Source organism: Streptomyces daliensis (assembly GCF_054782395.1).
The window spans coordinates 1-1,058 of sequence record NZ_BAAGSO010000132.1 but is presented as its reverse complement, the minus strand read 5'-3'; the positions used below and the strand labels follow the sequence as shown (position 1 = coordinate 1,058).

At 64.7% G+C, this 1,058-nt stretch carries 1 pseudogene; it reads left to right on the top strand.

The features are described from left to right. Positions 1–606: 606 nt before the first annotated feature. Positions 607–1,058 (top strand): annotated as a pseudogene (locus ACYVOO_RS37375) (group II intron reverse transcriptase/maturase); the annotation flags it as partial.

The following is a 1,058-nucleotide window of genomic DNA, read 5'->3' as shown; positions in this document are numbered from 1 at the left end:
GTGCGCCGTGAGGCGCTGATTTTCCGAGTGGAGGTGAGAGACCTTCGCCGCTGTGCTGTCGCAGCAGTGCGGTGAAGCTGAGAGCAGTCCGAGCCGGGGGATGCCGGGGAGGGCGGGAAGCAGCTCTGACAACGACGGGACACGTCGGTACTGCCAGATGGCGTGGGTCCGGCTAGCGAGACGGGAAGGTGTACGCGAGGAACCGGCGTTGAAAGCTCCTTAAGCGTCCCACCAGCTCAAATCTGGCGGATAGGGGCTGGGGAGCGGTGCACGCCCGCACTTGGATTGTGTGTGCGGGGGACTTCCGTACCGGTCACGAATGCCGGGAGGGAGGCCGTGGTGAAGGTCTGCGGCGTAGCCACGGCGGGCCGCAGGGGCATAGTCGGGCGCCTCACCCGTCGATCGGGAATCAGTGAACACGGGAACCGCTCTGGTGGTTCTGCCGCCTCCGAGTAGCCAGCTGGGAGGGGGCGGGAAGGTCCATCGCCTACCGATGTCACCAGGCGGGGCGGAGGAGCCGTAGTAGTCCGGGCCCGGGAAAGCCGGGCACATGGCGAAGGGCTCCAGCGGATTTGCAGTGTGCAGGACAGTCTGTGGAGGTCACCGGTGAATACGGGTGCGCCATGGCCCGACTTTGATACGGCGGAGCTGTGGGTACGCAGGATGCAGCGCAGGCTGCACCATTGGGCGGTCGATGAGTCCGGCCGCAGGTTCGATGATCTGTTCAACCTTGTCCATCACCCGTGTTTTCTCACTGTGGCGTGGGAGCGGGTGCGGAATAATCCTGGCCGTAGGACGGCCGGGGTTGACGGTGTCAAGCCGCACGGGATCGGGGTGTATACGGAACGGTTTTTGCGGGGCATCCGTGAGGATGTGAAGTCCCGTGGTTTCCGTCCTTCCCCGGTGCGGGAGGTTCAGATTCCCAAGGCGGGCGGCAAGTTGCGCAGTCTGGGGATTCCTACCGCGGCCGACCGTGTGGTGCAGGCGTCGTTGAAGCTGGTGTTGGAGCCCATCTTTGAGGCGGATTTCCTGCCGTGTGCGTACGGATTCCGTCCTCG